Raw genomic sequence first — 26,478 nt, 5'->3', positions numbered from 1 at the left:
GGCCCACCCATCCGGCCCGGATTCCCCACCGCGCCCCGGAGTACGCAATGTCCGACACCATCGCCGCGCCGCGCGGCAAGCTGTTCATCGAGACCCATGGTTGCCAGATGAACGAGTACGATTCGGCGAAGATGGCCGATGTTCTCGCCGAGCACGAAGGCTTGGAACTGACCACGATCGCCGAAGAAGCAGACGTGATCCTGATCAATACCTGTTCGATACGCGAAAAAGCCCAGGAAAAGGTCTTCAGCCAACTTGGGCGTTGGCGCAGCCTGAAACAGGGCGACAAACCGGTGCTGATCGGTGTCGGCGGCTGCGTGGCCAGCCAGGAAGGCGAAGGCATCGTCAAGCGCGCGCCCTACGTCGATCTGGTGTTCGGACCACAGACCCTGCATCGCCTGCCCGAGCTGATCCGCGCCCGCCGCGAATCCGGTCGTCCGCAGGTGGATATCAGCTTCCCCGAGATCGAGAAGTTCGACGCCCTGCCCGCACCGCGCGCCGACGGCCCGACCGCCTTCGTCTCGATCATGGAAGGCTGCTCGAAATACTGCTCGTTCTGCGTGGTGCCCTATACCCGCGGCGAGGAAGTGAGTCGCCCGTTCGAGGACGTGCTGGTGGAAGTGGCGCAACTCGCGGCCAAGGGCGTGCGCGAGATCAACCTGCTCGGCCAGAACGTCAACGCCTATCGCGGCCCGATCAGTGACAGTGAAGAAATGGCGGACCTCGCGCTGTTGATCCGTACCATCGCCGAGATCGACGGTGTCGACCGCATTCGTTTCACCACCTCGCATCCGCTGGAGTTTTCGGACTCGCTGATCGAGGCCTACCGCGACGTGCCCAAGCTCGCCAACTACCTGCACCTACCGGTACAGTCAGGTAGCGATCGCATCCTCTCGGCGATGAAGCGCGGCTACACGGCGCTCGAGTTCAAGCAGAAGATCCGCAAGTTGCGCGCGGTCCGTCCGGACATCGCCATCAGTTCCGATTTCATCGTCGGTTTCCCCGGCGAAAGCGATGCCGATTTCGACAAGACGATGAAGCTGATCGAGGACGTCGGTTTCGATCAGTCGTACTCCTTCATCTATTCACGCCGACCCGGTACACCTGCCGCAGATCTCGCCGACGACGTCAGCGACGAAACCAAGCGCGCGCGACTGTCACGCTTGCAGGCGCATATCAATGCGCACAGTTTCGAGTTGTCGAAGGCGATGGTCGGCACGACGCAGCGCATCCTCGTCACCGGAACGTCGCGCAAGGACAGCAGCGAACTCACCGGCAAGACCGAGAACATGCGCCAGGTGAATTTCGCCGGTCATCCGCGCCTGGTGGGCGGATTCGTCGATGTCGTCATCACCGATGCATTGCCGAATTCGTTGCGCGGGCGCATCGCCACGGCGGAAGACACTATCGACGCCTGAATCATTTGACGCGCGTGCCCTGATGTGAGTAGATCTCGCCGTAGCACGTATTGTCCGGGGGGAATTTACCCTCTTCAGGCAGGTAGTCCCCAAAGGGAACGCGATCGCATCGCCATTCCTGTGGCAATGACGGCTTTACGAGTGCCTGCTTCCAGCGCACCGCACGCCCGTCGCGCAGGAGCACCCAGTAGATCGGCATGCGCCCTTCGTTGAGCAGGAGCGCATCGTCCAGTACGCCCGGATGACGCATGAATTCATCACTCCTGCCGCCCATTTTCATCTGCCGCGCGAACTGTTTGAGGATCACGTCCATGTGGTAATCGACATTGCCGTAATCCAGTGAAAATTGCGCTGTCGTGATACGTGAGCGGATAGACGCATTACCCAACGCGGTTTGCACCTGTTTTTCGATTGCTCCGACATCTGCCGGACTTTCCAGCGCACCACGCGCGAGTGGCAATGATGCCCAGATCGACAGATTCGATGGCGCGTTCTTCGCATGCATCACCGCATGGAGGGTAGTTTTTTTGTCGAGCCTTCTCCAATTGTTCGGCATCGTCACATAAGACGATTTTTCAGCCAGCCACAGGCGATCGATCACGAACGACTTGCGCAGTGCATCGACCGCCTGTGGTGCCGCGGCCAGTGCATCCAGATTGCTCGCCCGGTCCCACACCGCGGCCGCCACCACCGAATCGAGCACATGTGCATCCGCCGGTTCCAGCAGACGCTCGCGGTTTGTCGCTCCCGCCGGAAGCAATGCCGCAACCGCGTCCGGAAGAGCCTGGGAATAATCCGGTCTCCCGTCGACCTTTCCGTCACCGCGCCTCCACGGCAGCATCCTGAAGTTGAACGAAATGCTGCTGGCCGACAGCGTCGTTCCGTTCGCATATCGCGCCTCCACCACGTAGCCCGGGAAATCGTCCGTATGCCTCCCGAAGCGAATGCCTTCGCTGATCAATTCCGTCATCCCGCGCGCCGTGCGCAGATATTCGCGATAGCGCGATGCATCCGCGCTCGCCTCCGGCGAAGACGCCCAGCGCTCGATCTTCCACCACTTGTCGATGGCCTTCTGGATGGCTTCCGGCGATCCGAACGTCGACGGATCCGCCTCGGGCACCACTGGCGCACACAGTGCATCCACCAGCGCCTGCACACGCGCAACCGGAACCATCGCGGTGGAATTCCCGTTCACCAAGTCGCCCTTTTGCATCGGGAAATTGTTCTGGATCGCGGCCTCCATGCGGTAGGCATCCCCTTGGCGCACCATGTCCAACCGCGTTGACGATGACGCGCCCAATCCGCCCCACCCGCTCTTGATGACCACGCCTTCCGGCAAACCGGGCACGCACAGCCCGGCCGGATGTGCCACGGTTGCCCACGCCAACATCGCGCACACTGCGATGCCCCGCCATACTCGGCACATGGCCTGCCCCCGATCCTGCAATAGTTCGATGATGCACCGGCGCGCGTCCATCTTGCCACTGTGCTTCGCACTGCTGCTCTCCGGCTGCATGACCACGCCTGCGATCGATATCGCGCAACGTCCGGCCACCTGGGCACAACCTGTCGCCAATGCCGAACTGCACAACCTGCATCGCGTCACGCCGACCATGTGGCGTTCATCGCTGCCCGACGCACAAGGCTTCGCCGCCGCCAATGCGCTCGGCATCCATACCATCGTCAACCTGCGCCCGATGCCGGACATCGTGCCGGGACCGAAGCACGCGGCGCTCGAACACATCCCGGTATGGACCTGGCATGTCACCGACGGCGAAATCCTCGACTTCCTGCGCATCGCCAGCGATCCGTCGAAACAACCGGTGCTGGTGCATTGCCAGCACGGCGCCGATCGCACCGGCGTGATGGTCGCCGCGTATCGCGTGGTGGTGCAGGACTGGAACAAGGAAGACGCGATCCGCGAAATGCAGCGCGGCGGTTACGGTTACCACGCGATCTGGACCAATCTGCCAGGGGTGATCCGCAAACTTGATGTGGCGAAGATGCGTTCACGACTGCATTCATCGCAAACACCCTGACCATCGGCACATTCGGAGCACCACACGTTTGTCCCTATAATCCGGGATACACGGAGAGATTCCGATGCCCCGCTTCATCGATCGATTCGACCGCAGACGCGTTTTCCGTTTGTCGCTGCTTGCGGCATCCCTCTGCGGATCCGCAATCACGGGACACGCTTTCGCCGCGGAAACCTCCTCGCCCCCGCAACAGTCGCTGGACGATGCGTGGTGGACGGGATCGGTCATCGCCAACTCGCCGGCACCGCTGCCGAAGGGACACGGCTACGTCGAATCCTATTTCTATGATGCGAAGAGTCCCGGCGTCGATGCCTGGGGTTCGCAAACCTACATGCTGTACGGACTGAGCGATCGGGTGACGGTCGGCGTACGGCCGTTGTTCGGCTACACCCGCATCGATGGCGGCGGCGGAAGCACGCACATCGGTGGCGGCGATATCGCGCTGCACGCGCAATACGCATTGACCACGTATTCGCGCGAAAAAAACCGACCGGCGCTCGCCGTCGCGATCGAGGAATCGCTGCCGACAGGCCGCTACGATCGCCTTGATCGTGCCAGCAACGGTTTCGGCAGCGGGGCCCGCACGACGACCCTCGGCATCTATGCGCAGCACTACTTCTGGATGCCGAACGGTCGCATCCTGCGCGGCCGCGTCAACATCAGCGGCTCGCACTCCGATCGCGCGCATGTCCGCGATCTCAGCGTCTATGGCACATCCGTCGGATTCGCCGGCGACGCCCGTCCCGGCAACAGCGTGGCCTTCGACAACGCCTGGGAATACAGCATCACCCGCAACTGGGTGCTGGCGACCGATTTCTATTACCGTCACGATGCCGCGACGATTCTGCGCGATGCATCCGGCGTGCGCAGCAGAAGCCACGCCAGTGACACGTTCGCAGTCGTTCCGGCCATCGAATACAACTGGACGCCACGCGTCGGCGTGATCTTCGGAACGCGCTACATCCCCGCACGGGGCCACAATACGCGTTCGCTCACGCCGGTGGTCGCACTCAGCGTGTTCATGTAACCCGACACGAAAAGAAGCGGCGAGGCTCTCCCTTGCCTCGCCGCTCCACAACTCCCGATTTACTTCAGCAACGTCCTGTTGCCTGGTCGGAATACGTTATTGCTTGGTCGGAATATTGACCTTGTCGATGCCGTGGATGACACCGTTGCTCGAGCTGATGTCGGCCGCAGTCACCATTGCGCCATCGATGCTGACCTTGTCATTGGCCAGCTTGATCGGCGCGGATTGACCGTTAACCGTCCTCGCTGCTTCCCATTTGCCGATGTCGGAGACGGTCTTGCGGCCGTTCACGACGTGGTAGTTCAGCAACGAAACCAGTTCCTGCTTGTTTTCCGGCTTCAACAGATTATCGAGCTTGCCGGCCGGCAGCTTGTCGAACGCGGCGTCGGTCGGGGCGAACACGGTGAAGGGGCCGGTGCCGCGCAGGGTGTCACTCATGCCGGCTTGCTCGATGGCCTTGCCGAAGGTCTTGAACGAACCATTGTCAGCGGCGGTGTCGAGGAGATTCTTGGTGCCCGGAGTATTGGTTTGCGTGTTCATGATTTAGTGCCTTTGAAATGCGGATTCGCATGGATGCGGAATCGCAGGCGGCCGAAGCCGGGGCTCCCGCCGGTGGCGGGAACACTGTGGCTCAGTGCGGAGAAAGGGGGAAGTGCGCGCGGCTGAGTGGCCGTTACGGCATTGCGCCGTAGTGCCAAAACACAATGCGCCCTGTGTTGTTAGCAGGATGTTATTCGGGATTTCAACGCTCCGAATGCCCGCTGTGATAGTAGTCGCGTCCAGCCAGCAGTTCCGGTTTGATCAGGTCGACGAAGGCGCGGGCATGGCTCGACAGGAACTTGCCCTTGCGCATCACCACGCCATAACTGCGTGACGGGAAATAGCGCGCCAGCGAACGCGCGACCAGCGTTTCGCGATCGGCAGGCGTCAGGCAGATCGAGGTGACGATGCTGATGCCCATGCCCATCGCCACGTATTGCTTGATGATTTCCCAGCCGCCGACTTCCATCGCCACGCTGTACGGCACGCGCGCACGCTGGAACACCAGGTCGACGAAGCGATAGGTGGTGAGCCGTTGCGGTGGCAGGATCAACCCATAAGGAGACAGATCGGACAGCGTGATGTCGTCCTTGTTCGCCAACGGATGATCGGGCGCCATGATCAGCATCGGATCGAAACTGTAGGCCGGCGCGTAGTGGATGTCGTTGGGCACGTCGAGCATCGAGCCGACGGCGAGATCGACCTTGTCGGCGCGCAGCATTTCCAGGCCGCCGGCGCCGGTGACGTTGTGCAGCGTGAGCTTGACGTCCGGATGCGCGGCCTTGAACGCGGACACGATCGGCGGCAACAGGTGGAGGATGGTCGAGGTGCCTGCGGCGATCTGCAGTTCACCCGTGCCCTTGCCGCGCAGTGCGTCACGGAAGGTGCCATGCAGGCCATCGATGCCATCGACCAATGGCGCAACGAACGCATACAGCAAGGTGCCGTCCTCGCTGAGGTCGAGGCGACGGCCCTGGCGCTTGAACAATCGTGTGCCGAATTCGCGCTCGATCGCCTGGATCTGCAGGCTCACCGCCGGCTGGCTGAGGAACAGCGCCTCGGCCGCGCGCGAGATCGACCCCAGCCGCGCCACCTGGCAAAACGCGCGCAAGGGCTTGAGTCGACTGCCTTTATAGGAAAACCGGGGGGCGAGGTCGCGGTCGTCGCTCATGGGGCCAGGTTTCAGTATTAGTTTTTCTAATATATTCGATTGACAACTTTGCGTTGCGAAATACTATCCGCGGCCGGATGGTTGCGGTGCAGCAACTCGCTGCGCCGCAGACCCCGCCGATGTCCGCCCAGCCCCAGACCTTCCAGCCAGCCCTTCCCACCCTGACCGCGCAGGCGCCCGGGCAGGACGCCCTGCTGACCCCGGAGGCGTTGGCGTTCCTGGCCGAACTGCACCACCACTTCGAGCCATCCCGGCGCCAGTTGCTGGACGCCCGCCGCCAGCGCCAAGTCGCCTTCGATGCCGGCGCCCTCCCCGACTTCCGCGCCGATACCGCGGCGATCCGGGCCGACGACTGGAAGGTGGGCACGATCCCGACCGCCCTGCTGCGCCGGCAGGCCGAGATCACCGGGCCAGTCGATCCCAAGATGGTGATCAACGCGCTGAACTCGGGCGCCGATTGCTACATGGCCGATTTCGAGGACAGCACCGCACCAACCTGGGGCAACCTGATCGAAGGCCAGCTCGCGCTGCACGATGCCATCGCCGGCACGCTCGAATTCACCAGCGATGCCGGCAAGACCTATCGCCTGCGGCCGGAATCCGAACGTGCGGTGCTGATCGTGCGCCCACGCGGCTGGCATCTCGACGAGAAGCATGTGCGGATGGATGGCGCAGCGATGTCCGCCTCGCTGTTCGATTTCGGATTGTTCTGTTTCCACAACGCGCGGGCACTCGCGGTGAAGGATCGCGGTCCGTATTTCTATCTGCCGAAATTGCAGTCGATGGAGGAAGCGGCGCTGTGGGATCGAGCGATGGCGTTCGCCGAAGAGGCACTCGGCCTGCCGCACGGGCAACTGAAGGTGACGGTGCTGGTCGAAACGCTGCCCGCCGCGTTCGAGATGGACGAAATCCTGCACGCCCTGCGCGATCGCATCGTCGGACTCAACTGCGGGCGTTGGGATTACATCTTCTCCTACATCAAGACGCTGCGCGGACATCACGACCGCGTGTTGCCGGAACGCAGCCAGGTAACGATGACGCAGCCGTTCCTGAAGGCGTATTCCGAACTACTGATCAAGACCTGCCATCGCCGCGGCGCGTTCGCGATGGGCGGAATGGCGGCGCAAATTCCGATCAGCAACGATGCCGAGGCCAACGCGCGTGCGCTGGAGCGCGTCAGCGCCGACAAATTGCGCGAGGCGAAAGCCGGTCACGACGGCACCTGGGTGGCGCATCCCGCCTTGATCCCGATCGCGCGCGACGCATTCGCGACGGTGGTCACTGGCGACAACCAGCTCGACGTGCTGCGCGAAGACGTCGAGGTGTCGGCCGCCGATCTGCTGCGCCCGAGCATCGGCACGATCACCCATGCCGGATTCGACGGCAATGTCGAAGTGTGCGTGCGCTATCTCGCGGCGTGGCTGGATGGCAATGGCTGCGTGCCGATCCATCACCTGATGGAAGACGCCGCAACCGCCGAAATCGCCCGCACGCAGCTGTGGCAATGGCTGCATCACGGAAGCCTGCATCTCGACGACGGCACCCCGCTGGATTTCGCCTTGCTGGAACGCGCGCTGATCGGACTGCCATCTCGCCTGCGCGCAGCAAACATTCCCGGGATCAATCGCATCGACGATGCCATCGCGCTGCTGCACGACCTCACGTATGCAGACACGCTCGCCGATTTCTTGACACTGCCGGCCTACGCGCAGCTGCCCTGAGTTCCAACACCCTCGCCCACCACCGCACCAAGGAGAACGAAATGAGCACCACGAGCCTGTCCTCGGCCCTTCCCTCCGCCGAACAATTGCGACTCGAGTGGAGCAACAACCCGCGCTGGGCCGGTATCCGCCGCGACTACAGCGCCGAGGACGTCGTGCGCCTGCGTGGCACCGTGCATGTCGAACATTCGCTCGCGCGACTTGGTGCCGGGAAGTTGTGGACGTCACTGCAGCGCGAGGACTTCGTCAACGCGCTCGGTGCACTCACCGGCAACCAGGCGATGCAGCAGGTCAAGGCCGGATTGAAGGCGATTTACCTCAGCGGTTGGCAGGTTGCCGCCGATGCCAATCTTGCCGGCGAGATGTATCCCGACCAGTCGCTGTATCCGGCGAATTCGGTGCCGCAGGTGGTGAAGCGCATCAACAACACGCTGCTGCGCGCCGACCAGCTCAACCACGCCGAGGGCGACGACAGCATCGATTACCTGCAGCCGATCGTCGCCGATGCCGAAGCCGGATTCGGTGGCGTGCTCAACGCATTCGAGCTGATGAAGTCGATGATCGAAGCCGGTGCCGCCGGCGTGCACTTCGAAGACCAGCTCGCCTCGGTGAAGAAATGCGGCCACATGGGCGGCAAGGTACTGGTGCCGACGCGCGAAGCGATCGAGAAACTCACCGCCGCGCGCCTCGCCGCCGACGTGATGGGCGTGCCGACGCTGATCGTCGCGCGCACCGATGCCGAAGCCGCTGACTTGCTGACCAGCGACGTCGACGCGAACGACTTGCCGTTCTGCACTGGCGAACGCACCGTCGAAGGCTTCTACAAGACGCACAAGGGACTGGATCAGGCGATCAGCCGCGGCCTCGCCTATGCGCCTTATGCCGACCTGGTGTGGTGCGAAACCGGCAAGCCCGACCTGGAATTCGCGCGCAAGTTCGCCGAAGCGATCCACGCCAAGTATCCCGGCAAGTTGCTGGCCTACAACTGCTCGCCGTCGTTCAACTGGAAGAAGAACCTCGACGACGCCACCATCGCCAGGTTCCAGCATGAAATCGCCAGCTACGGCTACAAGTTCCAGTTCATCACCCTGGCCGGTTTCCATGCGTTGAACTACGGCATGTTCGATCTCGCACACGGCTATGCCCGCCGCCAGATGAGCGCCTTCGTGGAATTGCAGGAACGCGAATTCGCGGCGGCCGATCGTGGCTTCACCGCGGTGAAGCACCAGCGCGAAGTTGGCACTGGCTACTTCGATGCGGTGACGCAGACCATCCAGGGCGGCAAGTCGTCGACGGTGGCGCTGAAAGGCTCGACCGAGGAGGAACAGTTCCAGCCGCAGGCGGTCGCGGTCGCAGCCTGATCGGCAGGTCGCCGCCCGGAGCGATCCGGGTGGCGCGGTGCAACGGCCGTGCTCGCGGCCGTCATGTGCTCGGCGTTACCCTATGCACATATGAGTACTCCCCAACACGATTTCACCCTCGATCCCGCCGACAGCGCGCAGCTCGCCAACCTGGCCGGGCCGTTCGACGCCCACCTGCGCCAGATCGAACTGCGCATGGGCGTGGAGATCGCCAATCGCGGCAACATTTTCCGCGTCAGCGGCGAAGATGCGACAGCAGTCGCCAACACCGAGAAACTGTTGCGCGCGCTGTATCACGAAGCCGCGAGCGAAACGCTGGACGATCACGCCATCAACATCCGCGTGGCCGCGTTCGCGCATGCCATTGGCGATACTCGCGATGACGACTACGTGCCGCAGGACGTCTCGGTCCGTGTCAAGCGCGGCAACATCCGCGGACGCGGCGCCAACCAGAAGAAATACCTGAATGAAATCGCCACCCACGACATCAACTTCGGGATCGGTCCGGCCGGCACCGGAAAAACATTTCTTGCTGTCGCGATGGCCGTCGATGCACTGAACGAATCACGAGTACAGCGCTTGATCCTGGTGCGCCCGGCGGTCGAAGCCGGCGAAAAACTCGGCTTCCTGCCCGGTGATCTCAGCCAGAAGGTCGATCCCTACCTGCGCCCGCTCTACGACGCGCTGTACGAAATGCTCGGCGTCGAGAAGGTGCTGAAGCTGCTGGAGAAATCGGTGATCGAGATCGCGCCGCTGGCCTACATGCGCGGCCGCACGCTCAACGACGCCTTCGTGATCCTCGACGAAGCGCAGAACACCACCGTCGAACAGATGAAGATGTTCCTGACCCGACTCGGCTTCGGCAGCACCGCGGTGGTCACCGGTGACATGACGCAGATCGACTTGCCCAAGCACGTGAAGTCCGGCCTGCGCGATGCCATCGAAGTGCTGCGCGATGTCGATGGCGTCAGCTTCACCTTTTTCGAAGCGCGCGACGTCGTCCGCCATCCGCTGGTGGCACGCATCGTCACTGCCTATGACGCACGGGATGCGCGCGATGCCGAGACCGGGGCGCGGGAGTAAACTCGCCCCATGACCCGCGGCCCTACCCGTCTCGATGTCGCCGTCAGTTACGCCGTGCCGCGCACGGGCGTGCCGGCGGCTGCGAGTTTTCGTCGCTGGGTCGCCGCTGCGCTGGAAGGCCGCATCCTCGAAGCCGACCTCGCCCTGCGCATCGTCGGCACCGATGAAGGCTGCGCGCTGAATCGCCACTATCGCGGCAAGGATTACGCGACCAATGTCCTGAGTTTCCCCGCGGAACGCCCGCCCGGATTGCCCAAGGCCGCGAAATTCCCTTTGCTCGGCGATCTGGTGCTGTGCGCGCCGGTGGTGGCGAAGGAAGCGCGCGAGCAACACAAGGCGCTCAACCATCACTATGCGCACCTGACTGTGCACGGCTGCCTGCACCTGCTGGGTTGGGATCACGAAGACGATGCCGACGCACAGGCGATGGAGCAGTTGGAACGCGAGGTGTTGCTGGAACTGGGAATCGCCGATCCCTACTCCTGAATGCGGCAGTCACCAGCAATCCGCCGCCTCCATGTAGACTGAACCGTCCATCCGCAATGACGCGACCCGCTCGACCCAATGGCCGACGAACCTGACAGTCCCAACGGCCAGCCCGAACACCGGAGCTGGCTGGAACGCATCGGCGCCGTACTGTCCGGCGAACCCACCACCCGCGGCGATGTCGTCGAATTCCTGCGCGATGCCGGCGCCGACGGCCTGATCGGCACAGACACATTGCGAATGATGGAAGGCGCGATCGCGATTTCCGATCTCACCGTCGATGACGTGATGGTGCCGCGGGCGCAGATCACCATGCTGCAGATCGACCAGCCGATGACGGAAGCGCTGGCCATCGTGCTGGAATCCGGCCACTCGCGCTTCCCGGTGCACGGCGAGGACAAGGACGAGATCCTCGGCATCCTGCTGGCGAAGGATTTGTTGCGGGTGGTGGTCGAACATTCCGATCAGACCATCCGCGACCTGCTGCGCCCGGCCTTCCTGATCCCCGAATCCAAGCGCCTCGACGTGTTGCTGCGCGAGTTCCGCATGTCGCGCAACCACATGGGCATCGTCATCGACGAGTACGGCGGCGTCGCCGGCCTGCTCACCATCGAGGACGTGCTGGAACAGATCGTCGGCGATATCGATGACGAACACGACGACGCCAACGACGAGGTCGCGCATATCCGCGCCGGCGCCGACGGGCAATTCGTGGTCGATGCACTGACGCCGATCAGCGATTTCAACGAACGTTTTGATGCCGATTTCGACGAAGACGAATACGACACCATCGGTGGCCTGGTCACTGCGGCGATCGGTCATCTCCCCGAAGCCGGCGAGGAACTGGCGATGGGGCGCTTCGTGTTCCGCGTCGCCAACGCCGATGCCCGTCGGGTGCATGCGTTCCATGTCGGCGTGCGCGCTGAATGAAACGCGTAGTTGCTGCACTGCAGGTCATCCTGCTCGCATTGTGCGCGCTGCCCGCGTTTGCGACACCCCGCATTGGGGTGATGACGATGCAGCCCGGCGAGGTGTTCTGGGAACGTTTCGGCCATGACGCGATCGTGGTCGACGATCCGGCGAAGGGTGAACCGGTTTCCTACAATTTCGGCTTCTTCGATCCCGGCGAGCCCGGTTTCATCGGACGCTTCATCCGCGGTCAGATGCTGTATTCGCTGGCGGCGTTGCCATTGCGCGAAGACCTGCAGACATATCGCGACGAAGGTCGCGGCGTGGCGATCCAGTGGCTGAACCTGACGCCCGCACAAGCCAACGCGGTGCAGTCGGCGCTGGAACTCAAAGCGCAACCGCAGAATAGTCGCTACCACTACGATTATTTCCGCGACAACTGCACCACCCGCGTGCGCGATGCGCTGGATCGCGCACTGGGCGGCCAACTGCGTCGCCAGCTGGAAGGCAGTTCCAATGGCGAAACGTATCGCAGTGACGCCACACGCATGGCCGCGCCGGCGCCGTGGATGCGCTACGGGTTCGAACTCGGCCTCGGGCCGGCCGCCGATGTTCCGCTGACGCACTGGGATGATGCCTTCCTGCCGCAGCGCCTCGCCGACAGTCTCGCCAGCGCAAGCAACAACGACCAGCCACTGGTGAGCGCGACCGAGCAACTGCTGCCGCAGCGCCTTGCGCCGGCATCGGCGGAAACCGCATTGCCGTTGTGGCCGTTCGTGATCGCCGGGCTGGCGATTGCTGCAGCGATCCTCGCGTTCGGACGCAGGCATCGCCGCCTGCTCGCCGCGCTGGCCTTGCCGTTCTGGCTGTTCTGCGGTCTGTTCGGCGCAGTGTCGCTGTATGCATGGATCGGCACTGCGCACTGGGTCGCCGCTGCCAACCACAATCTGTGGCTGCTCAATCCGCTGGCGTTGTTGATGCTGTGGCCGGCGCTGCAATGGCTGCGCGGCCGCGACAGCGCGTTTGGCCGCAACGTGTTGCTGGTGATCGCGATGTTCGCCGTCATCGGCCTGCTGGTGTCGTGGCTGGGACCACTGCAACGCAACGCGCCGTGGGTGGCGCTGCTGGTGCCGATCCATTGTGCGTTGTCGCTGGCGTGGCCGCGCGCGCTTGCCCGTTCACGCGACTGAGTGCAGGATGCGGACGATGAGTCTTCCGACACTCGATTCCAACAGCAGTTCGCCCCCGGCTGATGCCGCCGCCTGCGTGATCAATTGCGCGGTATATCGCGATGGCGTGCGCCAGGACATCCCGCTCGATCGCATCAGCGACGAACTGGCGACGCATGACGACAGCTTCGTCTGGGTCGGCCTGTACGAACCGGACGAACAACTGCTCGACCGCATGCAGCAGGAATTCGGCCTGCACGATCTCGCTGTCGAGGATGCCCACAGCGCGCACCAGCGGCCGAAGCTGGAAGCCTTCGGCACGACCTTGTTCATGGCCGTACACACCGCGCAACTGGTGGACGCGCACGTTCGTTTCGGCGAAACCCACATTTTCTACGGGCCACGCTTCCTGCTGACGGTGCGCCATGGCGCTTCGCTGAGTTTCGCGCCCGTGCGGCAGAAACTCGAACGCGAACCGGAACACCTGAAGCTCGGGCCGGCGGTGGCACTGCACGGCGTCCTCGATTTCATCGTCGACAACTACGAACCGATCGTCGGCGCCTTCCGCAAGGAACTGGACGAGCTGGAACACGCGATCTTCGCTGAGGATTTCCGTCGCCAGACCATCAGCCGCCTGTATGCGTTGCGCAAGGAACTCACCGAAATGCGCATGTCGGTGCTACCGATGCAGGACATCCTCAAGCAACTGGTGCGCATCCAGGATTTCGGCATCCCCGACGAAGTGCGTCCTTATTTCCGCGACATTTCCGATCACGCCGCGCGCACCGCCGACACCATCGACGTGTTGCGCGAAATGGCCGCCGCCGCGATGAACACCAATCTTTCGCTGGTTACCATCAGCCAGGGCGAGGTGGTCAAGAAACTCGCCGGCTGGGCCGGACTGCTCGCCGTACCGACGCTGGTTGCGAGCTGGTACGGCATGAATTTCCACGGCATGCCGGAACTTGCCGCCCCCCACGCCTACTGGATACTGATCGGAATTGTCAGCGTGTCCTGCATCGTGCTGTACCGCTACCTCAAGAAGGTCCACTGGTTGTAGCACGCCGGGCATACGACCAAAGTCGAAGCCGGCCATGCCGCAGCGCGGATTGACGCGTGGCCCGCAACGCGCGACGCTCGCAGGGATTTCCGTGGAGTGGACAGCATGCAGGCGATGAAAATGCTTGGCTGGGTGGTGCTGGCGGTGTTCGCCGCCTTTTGCCTCGGGGTGGTGGCGCTGCATCGAGGCGAAACCATCAACGCGATGTGGCTGGTCGCGGCGTCGGTCTCGATCTTCTTCATCGGCTACCGGTTCTACGCGCGCTACATCGCCGACCGCGCGCTGCAGCTCGATCCCACCCGGATGACGCCGGCGTGGCGTCACAAGGACGGCCTCGATTACGAGCCGACCGACAAGACCATCCTGTTCGGCCACCACTTCGCCGCGATCGCCGGCGCCGGCCCGCTGGTCGGTCCGGTGCTGGCCGCGCAGATGGGCTATCTCCCCGGATTTCTGTGGATCCTGTTCGGGGTGATCTTCGCCGGCGCGGTGCAGGATTTCCTGATCCTGGTGTTCTCGGTGCGCCGTGACGGCCGCGGACTCGGCGAGATGATCCGCAACGAGATGGGCAATGCCGCCGGCGTGACCGCGATGGTCGGCATCCTGATGATCATGGTGATCCTGCTCGCGGTGCTGGCACTGGTGGTGGTGAAGGCGCTGGCTGGCAGTCCGTGGGGCACGTTCACCGTCGCCGCGACCATCCCGATCGCGTTGCTGATGGGCGTGTCGCTGCGCTGGTTGCGCCCGGGCCGGGTGCTGGAAGCATCGATCATCGGTTTCGTGCTGCTGATGCTGGCGATCTGGGGTGGTGGCCAGGTCGCCGCGCACACCGATCTTGCCAAGATGTTCACTTTCGACGGCCGTGCATTGGCGTGGATGCTGATCGCTTACGGCTTCATCGCCGCAGTGCTGCCGGTATGGCTGCTGCTGGCGCCGCGCGATTACCTCTCCACCTTCCTCAAGATCGGCACGATCATCCTGCTGGCGGTTGCCGTGGTGGTGGCGATGCCGCAACTGCATATGCCGGCCATCACCAAGTTCGTCGATGGCAGTGGCCCGGTGTTCTCCGGAAAACTGTTCCCGTTCCTGTTCATCACCATCGCCTGCGGTTCGGTCTCGGGATTCCATGCACTGGTGTCGTCCGGCACCACGCCGAAGATGCTGTCGAACGAACGCGAAGCGAAACTGATCGGCTACGGCGGCATGCTGATGGAAGCGATGGTCGCGGTGATGGCGCTGATCGCCGCCTGCGTGCTCGATCCCGGTCTGTATTTCGCCATGAACGCGCCTGCCGCCCTGATCGGCACCACGCCGGAAGCAGCGGCGCAGGCGATCTCCAGCTGGGGCTTCGTGATCACGCCGGACATGCTCACCGCCACCGCGCACAACATCGGCGAAACCACCATCCTCTCGCGCGCCGGTGGCGCGCCGACGCTGGCGGTCGGCATGGCGCAGATCCTGCATGGATTGATCGGCGGCGAAGGACTGATGGCGTTCTGGTACCACTACGCCATCCTGTTCGAAGCGTTGTTCATCCTCACCACCGTCGATGCCGGGACGCGCGTGGCGCGCTTCATGATCCAGGACCTCGCCGGCACCGTGTATCCGCCGCTCGCGCATACCCACAACTGGGGCGCCAACATCGCCTGCACCGCACTCGCGGTCGGCGCCTGGGGTTATTTCCTCTACCAAGGCGTGGTTGATCCGCTGGGCGGCATCAACACCTTGTGGCCGCTGTTCGGCATCGCCAACCAGATGCTGGCGGCGATCGCGCTGGTGTTCTGCTGCGTGGTGATGGTGAAGGCCAAACGCGAGCGCTGGGTGTGGGTGCCGGCGATCCCGACCGTCTGGCTGTTGGCGTGCACGCTGACAGCAGGTTGGCAGAAAGTGTTGCATCCCAACCCGAAGATCGGCTTCCTGGCGAACGCGCAGAAGTTCTCCGAGGCGATCGCGCGCGGCGAGGTACTGGCCCCGGCGAAATCGTTGCAGGACATGCAGCGGGTGGTCTTCAACAACCAGCTCGATGCGGCGTTGTGCGCGCTGTTCGTCATCGTGGTCCTGCTGACCGTGGTGTTCGGCGTGCGCGAAATATTGCGCGCGCGGTTGTCCGCCACGCCCACCATTCGGGAGACCCCGTATGTCGCGGTCGATTTCTGACGCTTGGCGTTGGCTGGAACGCACGGCACGCCTCGCCATCGGCGTGCCCGATTACGACACTTATGTCGCCCATGTCCGCAGCCATCACCCCGGAGTTGCGCCGATGAGCCGCGAGGAATTCTTCGTCGAACGGATGCAAGCGCGTTACGGCAAGGGCCGTTCGCGCTGCTGTTGATCGATCAGAACACGAACAGGCCGATCGCCGCGGCGAACATGAGGATGGTGGTGATTCCCACGCAGACCCGGCTCACCAACGAGCTCGGTTGTCCTTTCATCAACGTGCGATCGGACGCCACCAGCAAGACACCCACCAGCAGGAACGGCGCCAGCAGGCCGTTGATCACCGCGGTCCAGAACAGCGCCTTGAACGGATCGATCTTGAGGAAATCCATCATGATCCCCGCAAGGATCGCCAACGCGAACACCGCGTAGAACGACGTCGCTTGGGGAAATTTGCGATCCAGCCCGTAGGTCCAGTCGAAAGTTTCCGCGAAGGCGTACGCCGCCGATCCCGCCAGAGTCGGAATCGCCAGCAAGCCGGTGCCGATGATTCCGACCGTGTACAGCAGGTAGGCCGCGTCCCCGGCCAGCGGTCGCAATGCTTCCGCCGCCTGGCGCGTGGTGGTGATGTCGGTGACGCCGTGCGCACCCAGCGTGAGTGCGGCGACCAGGATGATGAAGAACATCACCACGTTGGAGAACAGCGTGCCCAGCGCGACATCTGCGCGCCGGAAGGCGATGTCTTCATCGGGTACCGCATGATGGTGGCGCATCAGGCGGCGGCCCTTGGCGTTCTGTTCTTCCACTTCCTGCCCGGCCTGCCAATAGAACAGGTAGGGACTGATGGTGGTGCCCAAGATCGCCACCACCATCGCCCACGCGTCGTGGTTGCGCGGCCATTGCGGTATCACCGCCGCGTGCAACACGCTCGACCAGTCGGGACGGATGATGAAGGCCGTCGCGACGTAAGCGAACAGCACCAGCGCCAGCCACTTCAGCACCACCGCGATCTGGTGATAGCGCAGGCGGATCGCCGCGAAGGCGATACCGACGCCGAACACCACCACGTAGAGATGCGTCGAGCCCAGGCCAAGCATGTTGGCGGCATCGGCCATGCCGGCGAGATCCGACCCGATGTTGATGACGTTGGCGATCAGCAATGCCAGCGACGCGATGCCAACCAGCCAGCGCGGGAATTTCTTGCGGAACACGCCGGCCAGGCCCATGTCGGTGACCATGCCTATGCGCGCGCACATCATCTGCACCGTACCCATCAGCGGCCACGTCAGCCACGACATCCACAGCAGATGCGTGCCGAACTGCGCGCCGGCAATCGAATACGTCGCGACGCCGGACGGATCGTCGTCGGCGGCGCCGGTGGTGATGCCCGGCCCGAGTGCCCGCCACAATCGCAGAATCCCTTTTTTCGGGATGGCCTCCTGTTCGCTCATGCGCCTGCCAACGCCTTCAACGCCAATCCGAGGATGTAAGCGAGCACGGTGCCGGTGGCGTAACCAAGCGTGCCGAGCAAGGCGCCGACCGGCGCCAGCGCCGGATGGAAGGCCGATGCCACGACCGGCGCCGATGCCGGTCCGCCGATATGACTTTGCGAGCCCACCGCGAAATAGAACAGCGGCGCGCGGATCAATCGACCGACCAGCCACAGGATGATGATGTGGAAGCCGAGCCAGACCACGCCGAGCAATAGCAGTGCGGGCTTGTCGAACACCGCACCGATATCCATCTGCATGCCGATGCAGGCGATCAGGATGTAGAGCAACAGCGTGCCGATGGTCGACGCACCAACGCCATCGAGGCGACGCATGCGGGTGAAACTCAACGACAGCCCGACCGTGGTGCAGATGGCGATGATCCACACCAGCGGTTCACCGAGGCCAGCGCGTTTCGCCCACGGCGCCTGTTGCGCGATCCACGGTGAGAACTCCCCTGCCACCCAGTGCGCGAGTCCGACGGTGCCGAAAGCGAGGCCAAAGATCATCACCAGATCGGTGAGCGTCGCCGGACGTTCATGCTTGCTGCGATAGTCCGAGAGTCGCTGCTTCAAATCGTCGAGTGCAGCCGTATCGGCCTTCTGCGCCGTATCGATTTCCTTGGCGCGTTGCGCCAGCAACAGCAGGATCGCCATCCACACGTAGGCCACCGCGGCATCGACCACCGCGAACTGGCCGAAGGTGACGGCATTGACGTGGAAGATTTCCTTCATCGCCACCATGTTGGCGCCGCCGCCAATCCAGCTGCCCGCCAGCGCCGCCATGCCGCCCCAGGTATCGCCGCCCATCGTCGCCGGGAACAGCGCCTTCATCGTCACGAATGCGAACACGCCACCGAGCATCACGCTGGCCGATGTCGCGACATACATCAACAACAATTTCGGCCCGAGCTTGAGGATCGCCGGGATGTCGACCGTCAGCGTCAGCAATACCAATGACGCCGGCAACAGCACGCGACTCGCCACCGGGTTGTAGAGCTGGCTGTGGACGCCATCGATCACTCCGAGGCTGTTGAGGATGCCCGGAATGAAGTAGCACAGCAGCAATGGCGGCACGAGGTCGAAGAAGCGGCGCAGGAATCCCGACTGCCGCGACGACGCCCAGAACACGCCGCCAAGCACGGCGGCAAGAATACCCAGCACAACGATGTCGTTCTGGATCAATGGAGCCTTGGCGATGGGTTCCACGCGCTTATTGCCCGATGTGCGATTTGAGCCAGTCGTTCACCGTGTCATGCCATTTGATGCTGTTCTGCGGCTTCAACACCCAATGGTTTTCATCGGGGAAATAGAGGAATTTCGATTCGATGCCCTTGCGCTGCAGCGCGCTGAAGGCGGCGATGCCCTGCTCCACCGGAATGCGGAAATCCTGCTGGCTGTGGATGACCAGCATCGGCACGCGCCAATCCTTGACGTGATTGATCGGGTTGTACACCTCGTACTTGGCCGGGTTGTCCCACACCGTGCCGCCGTTCTCCCATTCGCTGAACCACAGTTCTTCCGTGGCGTAACCCATCATGCGATTGTCGAACACGCCATCGTGGGCGACGATGCACTTCCATGGTTGGTTCCAGTTGCCGGCGATCCAGTACGCCATGAAGCCGCCGTAACTCGCACCGAGCGCGCAGGCCTTGTCGCCATCGAGGAACGAATACTTCTGCAACGCCGCCGACCAGCCCTTCTGCAGATCTTCCAGCGGGCGATCACCCCAATGCTGGCTGATGGCATCGGTGAATTTCTGGCCATAGCCGGTGGAACCGTGGAAGTCGATCATCACCGCAGCGTAGCCCTGGCCCGCATACGTCTGCGGATTCCAGCGATAGCTCCAGCCATTGCCGAAGCTGCCCTGCGGGCCGCCATGGATCAGGAACGCGACCGGATACTTCTTGCCCGGCTGGTAGTTCCACGGCTTCACCACGTAGCCATGCACGGTTTCGCCATTCCAGCCGATGAAGGTGAACTGCTCGGCATCGGCGAACTTCACACCCGGCAACATCTCGCCGGCGCTCGGGGTAATCGCGCGTTGCGGTGCCTTGCCATCGGCGTCGGTGACGAACAACTGGTCGCCACTCTGCAAGGTGTTGCGGGTGAACGCCAGCGTGTTGCCGGCCAGCACGAACGCCGAGATCGACCCCTGCGGGCCGGAGACGTTGCGCACTTCGCCATTGCCGACATCGACCGCGAACAGCGGATGCTGGCCGAGTTCCTGCGCGGTGGTGTAGATCGTCTTGCCGTCGGCGGAGAGGGTGATGCCATCAGCCGATGCATCCCAGCGCTCGTCGATCTCGCGCGTCTTGCCCGTCGCCATGTCCATCGCCATCAGCGCGAAACGATCGGCTTCGAAGCCGGGGCGCTGCATCGCGCGGTAGTACAACGTCTTGCCATCCGGCGAGAACACCGGGCCGGCGTCCCAGGCCTTGTTGGCGGCGGTGAGATTGCGCGGCGTGCCGCTGCCATCGGCATTGACCAGCCACAGGTCGAAATTGGTGCTCCACGGCTCGCCGCGATCGCCCTGGCGCACGCTCATCACCAGTTGCTTGCCATCGGGTGACCACGCCAGATCACTGAAATCCCCGAACGGCTTGGACGGGATGTCACCGGCGATACCGCCGCTCACCAGCGTTGCCGTCTTCGCCATCGCATCGCCGATATCGGCGACGAAAGTGCGGTTGTAGCTGCCGTTGCTCCACGTATCCCAGTGGCGAATGAACAGGCGATCGAACACGACGCCGCTGGTCTTCGGCTTGGCCTCGCCCTTCTGCTTGCTGCAGGCGAGATCGCCCTTGCACTCGGGGAAGGCGGCCATCGCGACCGCGACGTGATGGCCATCGGGTGCGAACTGGTAAGCATCGACATCCAGCGGCAGATCGGTGAGCTGCTTCGGTTCGCCACCCGTCAACGGAATCGCATACAACTGCGAGCTGCCGTTCTTGCCGCTGAGGAAATACACGGTCTTGCCATCCTTCGACAGCGATGGCGAATTGACGTTCCAGCCTTCCGGGGTCAGGCGCTTCGGCGATGCCATGTCGCGCGTGCGCAGGTTGCGCGTCCACAGGGATGTCGATGCCTTGGTGACTTCGGGATTCATTTGCCGCTTGGCGAACACCACCACGCTGCCATCCGGCGACAATGCAGGCGACGAATAACGATCGAGCGCCACCATGTCGCGCACGGTGAAACCGCGCTGCGTCTGTGCGGACAGGGGAAGTGCGGCGAGCAGCGCGAGCGGAAGCAGGGCGTGGCGAAGCGTCATGACGGCAGTCCGATCCGGGGATCGGACGATTCTAGCGGTTGCCGGCGCAGCAGATGCTGCGCTGCGGTGGAAGGCTACGCGCCGGCGCGTTTCGACAACGCCTCGGCGTAGCGGTACAGCGCCAGGATCACCACGACGAAGACGGCGCCGCCGATCCATTTGGCCCAAGTGGCGAAACCATCGCCCACCAGTTCCAGCGGGAACAGCTGGAAGGCGACGATGCCGGCGATCAGCACGCCGATCAGCCCTTCGCCAACGATCATGCCCGACGCCAACAACACGCCCATCTGCTTGGCGGCTTCCGGCCGCTGGCTGCGTTCGGCGCGGCGATCATAGAACGCACCGACCAGCGCGCCGACCACCACCATCAGCGTCGCCGAGGTCGGCAGGTAGATGCCGAGGCCGACTGCCAGCGGCGAGCAGTGGCGCTTGTTGTTCGAACTGCGCTGGATCAGCCAGTCGAGCACTATCAGCACCACGCCGATCGCGGCACCGGTTTCGATCAGGCTCCAGTCGATATTGTTCTGGATCACGCCCTGCGCGAGCGCGGAAATCAGGCCGGCCTGTGGCGCCGGCAGCGCCTTGCCGGCCACCGCGCCCGGTGCACCGGCGAACCCGTAGGCCTGGTTGACCAGATCGAGCACCGGCGGGATCACTGCCGCGCCCGCGATCACGCCGACCACCAGCGCCCATTGCTGCCATGACGGCGTGGCATCAACCAATTGCCCGGTCTTGAGATCCTGCAGGTTGTTGTTGGCGATCGCGGCGACGGTGAACACCACCGAAGTGACGAACAACGCGAACGCGACCAGCGATTTCTCTTGACCAGGTTGCAGCATCGGCTTGACCACCAGCACCAGCAGCAACGCCGCGCCGATCACCACCAGGATGCCGATGCCGGACAACGGACTGTTGGAGGAACCGATCAAGCCGGCCATGTAGCCGCACACCGCCGACACCAGGAAGCTCATCACCACGCAATAAATGAGGCCGCCGATCACCAGCAACCACATGTGATCGCCAAGGCCGGCGCCGTTGGCGAAATGGCCGAACAGCCACGCGATCGGCACGAAGCTGGCAAGCATGATTGCGCCGACAACACCGATCGGGATGTCGTGTTCGACGCGATCGAGCGTGTGCAACTGCCCGGCCTTGCGCACCTTCGATGCCGCCATCGCCGAGGTAAGCCCGGAGATCACCGGCTTCACCAGTTTCAGCAGCGTCCAAATCGCGGACACGCCAATGGTGCCGGCGCCGATGAAGCGGATCTTGTGGCTCCAGGTATCGCCGGCGATATCGGCGACGCCCGTGGTGACGGTCGACAGATGCGAGAAATGCGGTACGCCCCAGACCCAGGCGATCAGCGCGCCGAGCAGCATCGCCAGCCCGACCCACAATCCGACCAGATGGCCGACCGCGAGCAGCGCCATCGACAACGAGAAATCGAATCCCGACACCGGCGCCTTGTCACCACCGCCGATACGGAAATAGGATGCGACATCGCTGGCGAACACCTTGGTCGCCACGATCACCGCGAACGCCGCCGCGACGATCGCGCCCCACATCACCGCGAGCAGGCCGGCCTTGCTTTCCTCGACGCCCTTGCTGTCGTCGCCGCTGCCGACCTTCAGCACTTCGGCGCAGGCCACGCCTTCGGGATATGGCAGGTCGGAATTGGTGACCAGCGCGCGCCGTAGCGGGATCGAGTACATCACGCCGAGGATGCCGCCGAGTGCGCAGACCAGGAACGATTCCCAGAACGGGAAGTGCGTCCACCAGCCGATCATCACCAATCCGGGCAGGACGAAGATGATCGACGACAGCGTGCCCGCCGCCGAGGCGACCGTCTGCACCACGTTGTTTTCCTGGATCGTCGAATCCTTGAAGCCGCGCAGCAGCGCCATCGAGATCACGGCCGCGGGAATCGAAGTCGCGAAGGTCAGGCCCGCCTTCAATCCGAAGAACACGTTGGCTGCGGTGAACGCCACCGTGATCAGGACGCCGAGGATCAATCCACGCAGGGTGAATTCCTTGCGCGGGGCGGCTGCGTTCTGCGGCTTGGTCATGGCGGATCCGTGGGCGGAATTCCCGACAAACTACGGTCTGGGGGCGGTCAAGTCCAGTTGCGGCGCGGTAGTGCCGCGAAAACGAAGACGGCGCCCGCAGGCGCCGTCCGATGCATCACGCGATGATTCCAGTTCAGAACGGAATGTCGTCGTCGTTGAAATCGCCACCGCCGAAGTCGGCCACGGCTGCCGCCGGCGCTTCACGCGACGGTTCACGGCGCTGGGCCGGGGCCGGACGCGAGCCGCGCTCGTAGCCGCCGCCACCAGCCTGTCCACCGGCACCCTCAGGACGCCCGCCGAGCATCTGCATTTCGTCCGCCACGATGTCGGTGGTGTAGTGCTTGACGCCATCCTTCTCGTAGCTGCCGTATTCGATGCGACCTTCGACATAGACCTCGCGGCCCTTCTTCAGGTATTCGCCGGCGATCTCGCCGAGCTTGCCGAACAGCTTGACGCGATGCCACTCGGTCTTTTCCTGCTGGTTGCCATCCTTGTCCTTGCGGACCGTGGTGGTGGCGATGCTGAGCGTGCAGATCGCCATGCCGCCCTGGGTGTACTTGATGTCGGGGTCGTTGCCGAGATTCCCGACCAAAATCACTTTATTGATTCCGCGTGCCATGTCTGGCTCCTTACGTTTTGGTCATTGGTTGTTGGGATGCCGACGTCGCCGCCGACAGACATATTCCATTCTACCGCGCCGGGCCCGGCCAGCCGGCCGATGCCGCAGCGACGGGTCAGGTTTCTCCCCGTCGCCGGATGTCCCGCGTTCACCTTCTATAATCGCCAGAGCATCCCGGCCAACCTCCTGATGACCGACCGCCCCGCGCTTTCCCTCCCCGCCATCCAGCAACTGGCCGCGCCCGACATGGCGGCCGTCGATGCCCTGATCCGTCGCCGGCTGGCGTCGGACGTGGTGCTGATCAACCAGGTCGCGGAATACATCATCGGTGCCGGTGGCAAGCGCCTGAGGCCGATGCTGTTGTTGCTGGCATCGCGCGCGCTCGGGCACATGGGCGCCGACGCGCACCAGCTGGCGGCCGTGGTCGAATTCATCCACACCTCCACCCTGCTGCACGACGACGTGGTGGATGAATCCGACCTGCGACGCGGCCGCAGCACGGCGAACGCGGTGTGGGGGAACGCGACCAGCGTGCTGGTTGGCGATTTCCTCTATTCGCGCAGTTTCCAGTTGATGGTGGAACTGGAGCGCATGGACGTGCAGCGCCTCCTCGCCGACACCACCAACATGATCGCCGAAGGCGAAGTGCTGCAGCTGCTGCACGTGCGCAATCCCGATACGGATGAACCCGCCTACCTGCGCGTGATCGAACGCAAGACGGCGATCCTGTTCGCGGCGGCGACGCGCCTGGGTGCGTTGCTGGCCGGGGCCGATGCAGCGACGCAACAGGCGCTGCACGATTACGGCATGCATCTCGGCTACGCCTTCCAGATCGCCGACGACGTGCTCGATTACGCCTCCGACGCGGCGACCATGGGCAAGAATCTCGGCGATGACCTCGCCGAAGGCAAGATGACGCTGCCGTTGATCCACGCGATGGCGCACGCCGATGCCGCGACGCGCGAACGCCTGCGCACGATCGTCGAAGCAGGTGATGTGTCGGCGTTGCCGGAAGTGAGCGCAGCGATCGCCGCGCACGACAGCCTCGGTTACAGCCGTGCGGTGGCGCGGCGTTATGCCGATGCCGCGGAAGCGGCGATCAGCACGCTCGAAGACAACGATGCCGTCGCTGCGTTGCGCGGACTCGCGCGTTACGCGGTCAATCGCGATCGCTGAAACGCGAGTATGGTGGGCGCGACTCCCCGACGAGTGCACACCGATGACCACGCCCGCGATCAAGCCCGTCCTGTTCGTCCTCACCAGCCACGGCGCAAAAGGCGACACCGGCCAGCCGACCGGCTATTTCCTCGGCGAAGTCACGCACCCCTTCGCGGTGTTGCAGGGCGCCGGAATCCCGGTGGAATTCGCTTCGATCGCCGGGGGCGAGCCTCCCGTCGATGGGCTGGATCTCGCCGATCCGGTCAATGCGAAATACTGGAATGACCCCGCCTTCCGCTCGGCGCTGTCGTCGACCCGGCGACTCGACGACATCGATCCAGCGAACTATTCCGCAATCTTCTTCGCCGGCGGCCACGGCACCATGTGGGATTTCCCGCAGAGCGCCGCGGCACAGCGCGCGATCCGCGACATCTACGAACACGGCGGCGTGGTCGCTGCGGTCTGCCATGGCCCGTCGGCGCTGGTGAACGCGACACTGTCCGACGGCAGTCCCCTCGTCGCCGGCAAGCGTGTCGCTGCCTTCACCGACGCGGAAGAACACGCGGTCGGGTTGGAACACGTGGTTCCGTTCCTGCTCTCGAAAACCCTGGCCGAACGCGGCGCGATCCTGCAGGACGCGCCAACGTTCAGTGCCAACTCGGTGGCCGACGGCCGCCTGGTGACAGGCCAGAATCCGCAATCGGCGACCGGCGTCGGCGAAAAGCTCCGTGACCTGCTGCAAGCGAAGACGCCTTAGCGTGGGACTTGCCGCAGTCGTGACTCAATCCACCGCGAAGCGACCGGCAAAGAACGCGTGCATCATCGCGTAGGCGCGCCGTGCCGCCCGCGGATCGTACTTGCAACCGGGCTTGTTGGCGGTTTCCAGCGCGAAGCAGTGCACCGCGCCGCTGAAATTGACGAACTGCCAATCGGCCCCGGCGCGATCCATTTCCTCCTCGAATGGCACGATCGCCGCCTTCTGGCTGCCGTCGGCCGCGCCATTGAGTACCAGCAACGGCGTGTGGACCGAATTGGCGGTCGCGGGCGATTCCGTATGCAATCCACCGTGGAAGGTGACGATCCCGGCCAGCTTCACGCCGCTGCGCGCCAGTTCCAGCACCGACGATCCGCCGAAGCAGAATCCGAACGCACCGATCTTCGCCGAGTTCAACGGCACCGACGGCGCCTGTGCCTTGAACGCATCCAGCGCGGCCTGCATGCGTTCGCGCATTACCGCCGGTTTCGGGTACAGCTTCTGCACCTGCGCCAGCGCCTGTTTGTCGTCGGCCGGACGCTCGCCCTTGCCATACATGTCGACCACGAACACCACGTAATCGGCGCCTGCCTGTTGCCTGGCCTTGTCGAGCGCGGCCGGGGTGACGCCATACCAGTCAGGCACCATCAGCAATCCGGGACGCTTGAGCTTGGAGGCATCGTCGTAGACGACGTAACCGCTGAAACGATCCTTGCCGACCGTCCAGTCGACCGCACGGCTCTGCATTTTCGCGACCGCCGGCAACGACAACACCAACAATGACAAAGCGAACAGAAGACGACGCATGGCGAAACTCCCGTGGTGAAAACGCGAGGATAACGCTGATCATCATCGCCCGGCTGTGCGCCTGCGTCGGTTGTCCATATGGCCGACTCGCCGTGAACCCATACATGGGGGCTCGGACTCGGCATCCATGGATGGATTCACGGCGTCCCGCGCAGTGGGTCTCCGCCCAC

At 63.6% G+C, this 26,478-nt stretch carries 23 protein-coding genes; 14 read left to right on the top strand and 9 right to left on the bottom strand.

Annotated elements, in window-relative coordinates; translation table 11 throughout:
- Nucleotides 1-47 precede the first annotated feature (47 nt).
- Nucleotides 48-1,418 (top strand): tRNA (N6-isopentenyl adenosine(37)-C2)-methylthiotransferase MiaB, encoded by a 1,371-nt coding sequence (miaB, locus tag Lysil_RS05415; protein WP_240600162.1) that lies wholly within the window; start codon nt 48-50, stop codon nt 1,416-1,418.
- A gap of 1 nt (nt 1,419) precedes the next feature.
- Here miaB and Lysil_RS13370 read toward each other — a convergent pair whose 3' ends face one another.
- Nucleotides 1,420-2,934, bottom strand: a complete 1,515-nt coding sequence (locus tag Lysil_RS13370; RefSeq protein WP_165782392.1) for a hypothetical protein — start codon at nt 2,932-2,934, stop codon at nt 1,420-1,422.
- Between Lysil_RS13370 and Lysil_RS05395 the strand changes: the two genes are divergently transcribed.
- The gene (locus Lysil_RS05395; protein ID WP_165782391.1) at nt 2,933-3,457 is read left to right on the top strand and encodes a fused DSP-PTPase phosphatase/NAD kinase-like protein; all 525 of its coding nucleotides are present in this window, start codon (nt 2,933-2,935) and stop codon (nt 3,455-3,457) included. The genes Lysil_RS13370 and Lysil_RS05395 overlap by 2 nt on opposite strands.
- 64 nt (nt 3,458-3,521) lie before the next feature.
- Nucleotides 3,522-4,484 carry a transporter gene (locus Lysil_RS05390; RefSeq protein WP_240600159.1) on the top strand — a complete coding sequence of 321 codons (963 nt, stop codon included), beginning with the start codon at nt 3,522-3,524 and terminating at the stop codon, nt 4,482-4,484.
- A gap of 96 nt (nt 4,485-4,580) precedes the next feature.
- Here the strand turns inward: Lysil_RS05390 and Lysil_RS05385 are convergent, their stop codons facing one another.
- Together Lysil_RS05385 and Lysil_RS05380 are read right to left on the bottom strand one after the other, a co-directional pair.
- The gene (locus tag Lysil_RS05385) at nt 4,581-5,024 is read right to left on the bottom strand and encodes a fasciclin domain-containing protein (protein WP_103074488.1); all 444 of its coding nucleotides are present in this window, start codon (nt 5,022-5,024) and stop codon (nt 4,581-4,583) included.
- A 202-nt stretch (nt 5,025-5,226) separates the two neighbouring features.
- Nucleotides 5,227-6,195, bottom strand: coding sequence for a LysR family transcriptional regulator (locus Lysil_RS05380; RefSeq protein ID WP_103074487.1), 969 nt, complete (start codon nt 6,193-6,195; stop codon nt 5,227-5,229).
- Between the two features lie 119 nt (nt 6,196-6,314).
- Between Lysil_RS05380 and aceB the strand changes: the two genes are divergently transcribed.
- From aceB to Lysil_RS05335, 9 genes are all read left to right on the top strand, one after another.
- Nucleotides 6,315-7,916 carry a malate synthase A gene (gene aceB / locus Lysil_RS05375; RefSeq protein WP_103075003.1) on the top strand — a complete coding sequence of 534 codons (1,602 nt, stop codon included), beginning with the start codon at nt 6,315-6,317 and terminating at the stop codon, nt 7,914-7,916.
- A 41-nt stretch (nt 7,917-7,957) separates the two neighbouring features.
- Entirely contained in the window at nt 7,958-9,277 is a 1,320-nt protein-coding gene (aceA, locus tag Lysil_RS05370; protein WP_103074486.1) for an isocitrate lyase, read from the top strand.
- Between the two features lie 90 nt (nt 9,278-9,367).
- Entirely contained in the window at nt 9,368-10,360 is a 993-nt protein-coding gene (locus Lysil_RS05365) for a PhoH family protein (RefSeq protein ID WP_103074485.1), read from the top strand.
- Nucleotides 10,361-10,369: 9 nt separating this feature from the next.
- The gene (gene ybeY / locus Lysil_RS05360) at nt 10,370-10,846 is read left to right on the top strand and encodes an rRNA maturation RNase YbeY (protein ID WP_103074484.1); all 477 of its coding nucleotides are present in this window, start codon (nt 10,370-10,372) and stop codon (nt 10,844-10,846) included.
- Nucleotides 10,847-10,924: 78 nt separating this feature from the next.
- Nucleotides 10,925-11,776 (top strand): CorC family transporter, encoded by an 852-nt coding sequence (locus Lysil_RS05355; protein ID WP_103074483.1) that lies wholly within the window; start codon nt 10,925-10,927, stop codon nt 11,774-11,776.
- A gap of 80 nt (nt 11,777-11,856) precedes the next feature.
- Nucleotides 11,857-12,945, top strand: coding sequence for a lipoprotein N-acyltransferase Lnb domain-containing protein (locus Lysil_RS05350; RefSeq protein ID WP_240600156.1), 1,089 nt, complete (start codon nt 11,857-11,859; stop codon nt 12,943-12,945).
- A gap of 7 nt (nt 12,946-12,952) precedes the next feature.
- Nucleotides 12,953-13,984, top strand: a complete 1,032-nt coding sequence (locus tag Lysil_RS05345) for a magnesium and cobalt transport protein CorA (protein ID WP_103074481.1) — start codon at nt 12,953-12,955, stop codon at nt 13,982-13,984.
- A 105-nt stretch (nt 13,985-14,089) separates the two neighbouring features.
- Nucleotides 14,090-16,141 carry a carbon starvation CstA family protein gene (locus Lysil_RS05340; RefSeq protein ID WP_103074480.1) on the top strand — a complete coding sequence of 684 codons (2,052 nt, stop codon included), beginning with the start codon at nt 14,090-14,092 and terminating at the stop codon, nt 16,139-16,141.
- Nucleotides 16,122-16,316 carry a YbdD/YjiX family protein gene (locus Lysil_RS05335; RefSeq protein WP_103074479.1) on the top strand — a complete coding sequence of 65 codons (195 nt, stop codon included), beginning with the start codon at nt 16,122-16,124 and terminating at the stop codon, nt 16,314-16,316. The genes Lysil_RS05340 and Lysil_RS05335 overlap by 20 nt, the downstream gene beginning before the upstream one ends.
- A 4-nt stretch (nt 16,317-16,320) precedes the next feature.
- Here Lysil_RS05335 and Lysil_RS05330 read toward each other — a convergent pair whose 3' ends face one another.
- From Lysil_RS05330 to ssb, 5 genes are all read right to left on the bottom strand, one after another.
- Nucleotides 16,321-17,592, bottom strand: a complete 1,272-nt coding sequence (locus tag Lysil_RS05330) for an NRAMP family divalent metal transporter (RefSeq protein WP_103074478.1) — start codon at nt 17,590-17,592, stop codon at nt 16,321-16,323.
- Nucleotides 17,589-18,830, bottom strand: coding sequence for a DUF819 family protein (locus tag Lysil_RS05325; RefSeq protein ID WP_103075002.1), 1,242 nt, complete (start codon nt 18,828-18,830; stop codon nt 17,589-17,591). Before Lysil_RS05325 ends, Lysil_RS05330 begins: the two co-directional genes overlap by 4 nt.
- Before the next feature lie 13 nt (nt 18,831-18,843).
- Entirely contained in the window at nt 18,844-20,904 is a 2,061-nt protein-coding gene (locus tag Lysil_RS05320; RefSeq protein ID WP_103074477.1) for an alpha/beta hydrolase family protein, read from the bottom strand.
- 74 nt (nt 20,905-20,978) lie between these two features.
- On the bottom strand, nt 20,979-22,970 hold the full coding sequence (locus Lysil_RS05315; protein ID WP_103074476.1) for an OPT family oligopeptide transporter: 1,992 nt from the start codon (nt 22,968-22,970) through the stop codon (nt 20,979-20,981).
- 133 nt (nt 22,971-23,103) lie between these two features.
- Entirely contained in the window at nt 23,104-23,589 is a 486-nt protein-coding gene (gene ssb / locus Lysil_RS05310; RefSeq protein WP_103074475.1) for a single-stranded DNA-binding protein, read from the bottom strand.
- Between the two features lie 189 nt (nt 23,590-23,778).
- Between ssb and Lysil_RS05305 the strand changes: the two genes are divergently transcribed.
- Nucleotides 23,779-24,765 carry a polyprenyl synthetase family protein gene (locus Lysil_RS05305; protein WP_103074474.1) on the top strand — a complete coding sequence of 329 codons (987 nt, stop codon included), beginning with the start codon at nt 23,779-23,781 and terminating at the stop codon, nt 24,763-24,765.
- Between the two features lie 43 nt (nt 24,766-24,808).
- Complete coding sequence (locus Lysil_RS05300; protein WP_103074473.1) at nt 24,809-25,504, top strand: type 1 glutamine amidotransferase domain-containing protein; 696 nt, start codon at nt 24,809-24,811, stop codon at nt 25,502-25,504.
- 24 nt (nt 25,505-25,528) lie between these two features.
- Here the strand turns inward: Lysil_RS05300 and Lysil_RS05295 are convergent, their stop codons facing one another.
- Nucleotides 25,529-26,308, bottom strand: a complete 780-nt coding sequence (locus tag Lysil_RS05295) for a dienelactone hydrolase family protein (protein WP_103074472.1) — start codon at nt 26,306-26,308, stop codon at nt 25,529-25,531.
- Nucleotides 26,309-26,478: the final 170 nt, after the last annotated feature.

Source organism: Solilutibacter silvestris, assembly GCF_002895945.1.
Taxonomy (GTDB): domain Bacteria; phylum Pseudomonadota; class Gammaproteobacteria; order Xanthomonadales; family Xanthomonadaceae; genus Solilutibacter; species Solilutibacter silvestris.
This window is presented reverse-complemented; position numbering and strand designations above follow the sequence as displayed.